The 7,565-nt window shown below is 39.7% G+C and carries 7 protein-coding genes and 1 pseudogene; 6 read left to right on the plus strand and 2 right to left on the minus strand.

Going from position 1 to position 7,565, the window contains the following annotated elements:
- Window positions 1-50: 50 nt before the first annotated feature.
- Window positions 51-1,637 (plus strand): phosphoenolpyruvate carboxykinase (ATP), encoded by a 1,587-nt coding sequence (gene pckA, locus LC033_RS13200; RefSeq protein WP_226569168.1) that lies wholly within the window; start codon window positions 51-53, stop codon window positions 1,635-1,637.
- A 36-nt stretch (window positions 1,638-1,673) separates the two neighbouring features.
- Here pckA and LC033_RS13205 read toward each other — a convergent pair whose 3' ends face one another.
- A complete protein-coding gene (locus LC033_RS13205; protein WP_226569170.1) occupies window positions 1,674-1,916 on the minus strand; it encodes a DUF2584 domain-containing protein in 243 nt (80 codons plus the stop codon).
- 631 nt (window positions 1,917-2,547) lie between these two features.
- Here LC033_RS13205 and LC033_RS13210 point away from each other — a divergent pair.
- Together LC033_RS13210 and resA are read left to right on the plus strand one after the other, a co-directional pair.
- Window positions 2,548-3,268 (plus strand): annotated as a pseudogene (locus LC033_RS13210) (cytochrome c biogenesis CcdA family protein).
- A 4-nt stretch (window positions 3,269-3,272) separates the two neighbouring features.
- Window positions 3,273-3,833, plus strand: a complete 561-nt coding sequence (gene resA, locus LC033_RS13215; protein ID WP_226569172.1) for a thiol-disulfide oxidoreductase ResA — start codon at window positions 3,273-3,275, stop codon at window positions 3,831-3,833.
- Window positions 3,834-4,363: 530 nt separating this feature from the next.
- Here resA and LC033_RS17100 read toward each other — a convergent pair.
- A complete protein-coding gene (locus tag LC033_RS17100) occupies window positions 4,364-4,678 on the minus strand; it encodes a carotenoid biosynthesis protein (protein WP_226569174.1) in 315 nt (104 codons plus the stop codon).
- A 167-nt stretch (window positions 4,679-4,845) separates the two neighbouring features.
- On the opposite strand from LC033_RS17100, the gene LC033_RS13225 reads away from it, so the two are divergent.
- From LC033_RS13225 to LC033_RS13235, 3 genes are read left to right on the plus strand one after another with little or no spacing between them, the layout of a single operon-like run.
- Window positions 4,846-5,847 carry an ABC transporter substrate-binding protein gene (locus LC033_RS13225; RefSeq protein WP_226569175.1) on the plus strand — a complete coding sequence of 334 codons (1,002 nt, stop codon included), beginning with the start codon at window positions 4,846-4,848 and terminating at the stop codon, window positions 5,845-5,847.
- 15 nt (window positions 5,848-5,862) lie between these two features.
- Entirely contained in the window at window positions 5,863-6,633 is a 771-nt protein-coding gene (locus LC033_RS13230; RefSeq protein WP_226569176.1) for an ABC transporter ATP-binding protein, read from the plus strand.
- 34 nt (window positions 6,634-6,667) lie between these two features.
- The gene (locus tag LC033_RS13235; protein ID WP_376776456.1) at window positions 6,668-7,414 is read left to right on the plus strand and encodes an ABC transporter permease; all 747 of its coding nucleotides are present in this window, start codon (window positions 6,668-6,670) and stop codon (window positions 7,412-7,414) included.
- Window positions 7,415-7,565 lie beyond the last annotated feature (151 nt).

The following is a 7,565-nucleotide window of genomic DNA, read 5'->3' on the forward strand; positions in this document are numbered from 1 at the left end:
TGTTATACTAATTGAAACAAACAAATTCAACGGTAAAGGAAGGGTTTTTTATGAACTCAGTGGATTTAAAAGAAGATTTGCAGTCATTGCTCTCATTAGGAAATACGCACCAAAATTTATCTGTTCCGAAACTTGTTGAAAAGATTTTGGCCCGTCATGAAGGGGTTTTGACATCAACAGGTGCTGTCCGTGCCACAACTGGTGCCTACACTGGACGTTCACCTAAAGATAAATTTATCGTTAAAGAAGATAGCTCTGAGCATAAAATTGATTGGGGTCAAGTGAATCAGCCGATCTCTAAAGACGCTTTTGATCGTTTATATACAAAGGTTGTGTCATACTTAAAAGAACGTGATGAACTATTTGTCTTTGAAGGATTCGCGGGCGCTGATGAAAGATACCGTATGCCGATTACAGTTGTAAACGAATTTGCATGGCACAATCTCTTTGCAAAGCAGCTATTTATCAGACCTGACGGATCAACACCATCATCAAACGAAAAACCTTTCACCATCTTATCTGCCCCTCACTTTAAAGCAGATCCTGAAACAGATGGAACAAACTCTGAAACGTTTATTATCGTTTCTTTCGAAAAACGGACGATTCTCATCGGCGGAACAGAATATGCAGGAGAGATGAAGAAATCCATTTTCTCTGTGATGAACTATCTGCTGCCTGAGCAAAATATTCTATCTATGCACTGCTCAGCAAACGTTGGTCAAGAAGGCGATGTCGCATTATTCTTTGGTCTTTCAGGAACTGGGAAAACAACGCTTTCTGCAAGCGCAAGCCGCAAGCTCATCGGAGACGATGAACACGGCTGGTCTGGCACAGGTGTCTTCAATATCGAGGGCGGATGCTATGCGAAATGTGTGAACTTAAGTGAAGAAAAAGAACCACAAATTTACAAAGCCATCAGCTTCGGCTCAGTGCTTGAAAATGTTGTTCTTGATGAAGAAACACGTGAAGCGGATTATGATGACACATTCTTTACTGAAAATACACGTGCTGCTTATCCAATCGAAATGATTGATAACATCGTGAAACCAAGTATTGCAGGTCATCCATCTGCCATTGTCTTTTTAACAGCTGATGCATTTGGCGTTTTACCTCCAATCAGCCGTTTAACGAAAGAACAGGCTATGTACCATTTCTTAAGCGGCTATACAAGTAAATTAGCAGGAACTGAACGCGGGGTGACGTCTCCAGAAACAACGTTCTCTACTTGCTTCGGTTCACCGTTCTTGCCACTTCCAGCTCACGTCTATGCAGAAATGCTCGGCAAAAAAATCGATGAGCACGGCGCTAAAGTATTCCTTGTGAATACAGGCTGGACTGGCGGAGGCTATGGTACGGGTAAACGAATGAATCTTGCTCATACAAGAGCGATGGTGCAGGCAGCGATCGAAGGTGACCTTGACAATGCCGAACTGATCACTGACGATATCTTTGGATTACACATTCCACTTCATATTCCAGGTGTACCAGATGAAGTGCTTCAACCTGCTAAAACGTGGGCAGACCAAGATGCTTATCAAGAAAAAGCACACTTCCTTGCCACTGAATTTAAAAAGAACTTCAAAAAATTCAGCCATGCAGCAAGTGACATTGAAGCAAAAGGCGGACCACTCGTCTAAAAAACAAAAGCTGAGGGATTTATTTCCTCAGCTTTTTTAATTCGTTGAATGCAATGACACAAGGCGATAAGTTACCTTGGTGACATTGTCTGTGAGCTCCAACTTTTCAACAAATGCTGTCCCAGTTTTTTCTCCATCTTTCGTTTTACGCACTTCAAGCGGAATATTTAATGGATAAATGCGGTAACCTTCCTTCATGAGCTCAAACACATTTTCTTCAATTCTTACCTCTTTCCCTTTCGTGACAATCATTGTATTAAATTCAACAGGCATTCCCATAATGAAAATCCCCCTACTTTCTATATTTCTTTCTTCCATTTATTTTACCACATTTCCGCTTTTTCGGCTGTGCATCTATGTCGTCAGCCGTCTGACAACCTCTCGATCATGCTGAGGCGGGAAATAATGATTGTATCCGTGAAAAAACCATGTTTCCAGACTTCCCGTGGATGCTTGACAGTTTTTTATTTAAAAAGCTAGGGCGATCTTTTTCATCGATCAAATGGCGGTAGACAGTGAGTGCTTCCACCCCTGAAATGACTTGATCTGCCTCATAATCTGCTGATCTCTCTCCCCCTTGCAACTTTAACACTATTAAAAAACATTTTTCCTTTTTTTAATTCAAGTGTATGGTATAGTTATAGGTGGTAATATATTCCTAAAAAGAAGGTGTAGTTACAATGTTTATGCTATCTACTTTACATTAAAATCTGGAGAAGTATTGTATTTACAGTATTTAAAAATGGAAGTACTATCAAACATTTGCTCCAAAAACAAGTTCATTCTCTTATAAGTTCCCTAATGCTGGACCAGGAAAGTAAGAGCTTATTGGTTACCCAAATGCCTTAAAATCAGGTTGTCATTCAATATTCTCTATTAGAGCCAAATAAAAACTAAAGGCGATGATATTTTGCAAACTGATATTTCAATTTTACTAACTCTTGGTGCAGGAGTTTTAACTTTTCTTTCACCTTGTGTATTCCCTCTTTATCCTGCTTTTCTTTCCTACATAACTGGATTAAGTGTAAATGAAATACAAAGTGGTGAATTACGTGGACAAAAAAAGCCATTCTTCATACAATTTGTTTTTTACTTGGTTTTTCAGTTATTTACTTAGTTTTAGGATTTGGTACAGCTGAAGGTGCGACTCATTTAAAAGTATGGTATTTCAATATGGTAATTTAATTCGACAAATTGGCGCAACTTTAATGGTGATCTTTGGACTTATAACACTTGGACTTTTACAACCAAAGTTTTTAATGAAAGAGCATAAATTACATATTCAAAATAAACCAACTGGTTATATTGGGTCAGTTGTGGTTGGTCTGGCTTTTGCAGTCGGTTGGACGCCTTGTACAGGTCCAATTTTGGCTACTACATTAGCACTTGTTGGTACAAACCCATCACAAGGATTATGGTATATGGCTACTTATATTTTAGGTTTTAGTGTTCCATTTCTTCTAATGGCATTTTTTACAACCAAGTTGACTTTTTTAAAAAAATACAACAGCGTAATGATGAAAATCGGGGGCATAATCATGATTATTATGGGAATTATCCTCTTTTTTGACAAGTTAACACTTATCAATTCATTATTACAACCTTTTTTTGGAGAATTTCAAGGATCCTAAATAGTTGGGAGTAAAAAAAAATGAAAAAAAACAAAGAACAATATTCCGTGATCTAATTTTATTATCATTTGCATTTATTATTATTTGGGTCCTATATTCCAACTCAAAGAAAGATGAGATGAATGTGTTGGCTATTGGAGATGAAGCCCCTAATTTTAAATTGACAGATTTAAATGGACAAACACATATGCTTTCAGATTATAAAGAAAAAGCTGTTATGCTTAATTTTTGGGGAACGTGGTGTGGTCCATGTGCTCGTGAAATGCCAGCAATAGAAAAACAATATCAGTTATATAAAGATAAAGATAAAGATAAAGATTTTGAAATTATCTCTATTAATTTAGCTCAATCAAAATTAGAAGTAGAGAATTTTACAAACAAATATAATTTGACATTCCCTGTAACTATTGATAAAACGAATTCTGTTTCGAATGCTTATAATGTCGTGCAACTTCCAGCTACCATATTCATCGACAAAGAAGGAAAAATCAACAAAATAGTAAAAGGTGAACTAGACGAATCTTCAATTTCTAAATTCATAGAGAATATTTTACCAACAAACTAACATGTAGAAGAGATGACGTTCGAGGAACGGGAGCTAGAACAATCGTCTTTATGCTTCTTCTACTGCTTCCTTCATTCCGTACAATAGCAAATGCCCCCACTTGCGTTCTTTTGCTTGGATTTGGCTTGCAACTCGCTGTTTCCTTTCCTTAATCTGCTCCATCTTTTCCTCTCATTTTCGTAAACGTTCTGCTTTCAAACGGGGTTTTCTTGATAAACAGGTTTTTGGGTGTGGTGAATGAGTCCTTCCCACCACGAGTTGTGATTGGCGAGATATAGTGCAGGAAGCTTCTCCTTTGGGGACACCGTCCTTGCATCATCACACAGCGGAAATGTTTATTAAGTAACTATCGTTCAAGATAAAGATAAAATATTCGTTTAAACGATCGGTTTTAGTGGCTTTCTTTCAAATCGAACCCTTCCTTCACACAAGGTGACAATGACAAGTGCTAGAGGTCAAGCAACACAATCCATATCCCCGCTTCAATGGCTCGTTTCCATTTCGTCTTTTGTGTTGATAAAAAAAAGCTATTATGCAAAAGCAATCGTTAAAGGCATTCCTGTCACAAGAAAAACGAGCATCGGATAATAATCATATGCCCCGAATGGAAACCCTGTTGTGATTACCACCCATTCCACTGTAAACGTAAGAACCCCCGCAATGGCCGATCTTTTTATACCAAGGTCCATTCCCATAAATGTTTCGGCCAATCTCCTGACGCAGCATGCGTACAGCACAAGAAAAGTTCCATTCGCAAACTGAAGCCATACAGGCACTTCAAAAAAGACCATCAACATAAGTCCTACCAAATACCAACCAACAAATACCCAACTGACTCTATACACGAAACCGCCTCTTTATTTATGCCAAATTCAAGAAAGCATTCATGCTTCTGGTATAGAAAAAAAGACACGTTCTATTTATTCAATGCGCTTCTTATTTCATTGCACTCACCAAAAATCCCTTTTGACATACTTTAATAATGATTTAGAACAAAGGAGGCGAATTACTCTTGAATCGTTCCATCAAAGCCAGACTTGCATTCATATTCGTTGTTCTGCTCTTTATTCCATTTGTCGCCTGTAAAAAAGAACAAGAGCAGATCGTACAAGTAGCGGAGGTCACCCATTCGGTCTTTTATGCTCCGCTTTATGTCGCCTTATCAGAGGAGTTCTTCAAAGAAGAAGGCTTAGAGGTTGAAGTGAAAACCACTTGGGGCGGCGATAAAACGATGACAGCTCTCTTATCTGGCGGTGCCGATATTGCCCTGACCGGATCTGAATCCTCTATCTATGTAGAGTCACAAGGGACAAAAGACCCTGTCATCAACTTTGCCCAACTGACACAAACAGACGGCACATTTCTTGTTTCAAGGGAGAAAGTAGACCAATTCTCTTGGGATCAATTGAAAGGAAAAGAATTTCTTGGACAGCGAAAAGGCGGCATGCCGCAAATGGTCGGTGAATATGTCCTGAAAAAGGAAGGCATTGATTTGAGAAAGGATCTTCGGATGATTCAAAATATTGATTTTGCCAACATTTCTGGTGCTTTCTCCTCAGGAACTGGCGATTTTGTGCAGTTATTTGAACCGACCGCTTCCTTAATTGAAAAAGAAGGCAAAGGGTACATTACCGCCTCCTTTGGAGAGGCTTCTGGCAAAGTGCCTTATACCACTTTCATGGCAAAAAAAAGTTACTTAAAGGAAAACAAAGAAACGGCTAAAGCCTTTACTCGTGCCATTTACAAAGCGCAGAAGTGGGTAGAAGCAAAGCACCCAGAGGAGATTGCAAAGACGATCCAATCTCATTTTCCTGATACAGACCTTGATGTTTTATCAACTGCCATCAAACGCTACAAGCAGCAACATTCATATGCCACAGATCCCCTTCTGAATGAAGAGGAATGGAACAAGTTACAGGAAATCATGAAGGCGAACGGCGAATTGCCAGCATTCATTCCGTACAAACAACTTGTCGATTCATCCGTTGCAAAGAAGGTCACAGATCACAAATAGAATAGGAGGTAGCACATGTCTTTCCTTCAAATTGACCATGTGACCCACACGTACTTCTCTTTAAAAGAAAAAACAACGGCCATACAGCAAATCAATATGGAGATTGCCCAAGGTGAATTCATCTCATTTATTGGTCCCAGCGGCTGCGGGAAAACTACACTGCTGTCCATCATCGCAGGAATTACGCCGCCCTCAGAAGGTCGAATTTTAATCGAAGGAAAAGAACCGAATCAAAAGGAGCATCAAATCGGCTACATGCTTCAGCAAGATTATTTATTCCCTTGGAAAACGATCAAGGAAAATGTCATTCTCGGTTTAAAAATTGCGAAACAAGATTCACATGAGTTCACCTCAGCTGCCCTTAGCTTACTGCCAAAGCTTGGACTTCATGAAGTAGAGGAAAAATATCCAAAGGAGCTGTCAGGTGGAATGAGGCAGCGTGCAGCACTCGCACGAACGCTTGCAGTTGATCCCGGCCTGCTTCTACTAGATGAGCCATTTTCAGCACTAGACTACCAGACCAAACTGACATTAGAAGACCTCGTCTTTCACACATTAAAAAACTATCAAAAAACAGCCGTCCTTGTGACGCATGACATCGGCGAAGCCATTGCAATGAGCGATCGCATTTTCTTATTCTCAAAGCATCCTGGGTCTATCCAGCGAATCTTTACCGTTCCCAATGCTCTGAGGACCCTTTCTCCTTTTGAAGTGAGACAGACACCAAGCTTTCAAGAGCTCTTTCAAACGATTTGGAAGGAGCTGAAAACAGTTGAAACACAGTGACCTATTACATGAAGCCTATCGAAAAAAGGTTCGAATGGAAAAACGCATCACGCGTATCTATCAGCTTATCATTTTCGCCATCTTCTTTTCACTTTGGGAGCTTGCCAGCCATTTTTGGCTGATTGATCCGCTGATTTTCAGTTCACCGTCTGCGGTCTGCCAATTGTTTGTACAAAAAATATCAGATGGTTCATTAGTGAATCACATGAGTATTACGTTGTTTGAAACTGTACTGGGATTTCTACTAGGTACCTTTTGTGGCATTTTGCTAGCCGCCGCCTTATGGTGGTCTACACGGCTGGCGAATGTGCTTGATCCTTATTTAGTGATTTTAAATGCCATGCCGAAAGTCGCTATCGCCCCGATTTTAATTGTTGCCCTTGGACCTGGCATGATCAGCATTGTCGCTATGGGCGCGATCATTAGTGTGATCATTACCACCATTGTCATTTACACAGCCTTTCAAGAGGTGGATGAGAACTATTTGAAGGTGATGAAAACCTTTGGTGCGAAAAAAAGAGTGGTCTTTCGTGAGGTCATTTTGCCAGCAAGTATTCCAACGATGATCTCTGCCATTAAGGTTAATGTGGGCCTTTCTTGGGTTGGGGTGATTGTGGGGGAATTCCTTGTTTCCTCAAAAGGACTAGGCTATATGATCATTTACGGATTTCAAGTTTTCAACTTTACTCTCGTGTTTTTAAGTCTTTTCATTATCGCCGTCTTTGCTACCATCATGTACCAGCTTGTTGAGTGGCTTGAGCGCCGTTTTCTTCAAAAATAAAAAAGCACAGGGACAGGGACTGACCCCATAATATGAGACAAATAAAAAACACCTTCAAGTTTGAAAACGGACCGTTGTGATCCGAAATAAAACATGGAGGTGTTTTTTCTATGGGGACAAGAGTGAGTTATCCAGTTGAAGTCAAACAGAA

Origin of the sequence: Bacillus stratosphericus (assembly GCF_020524495.1) — a bacterium.
GTDB lineage: Bacteria > Bacillota > Bacilli > Bacillales > Bacillaceae > Bacillus > Bacillus stratosphericus_B.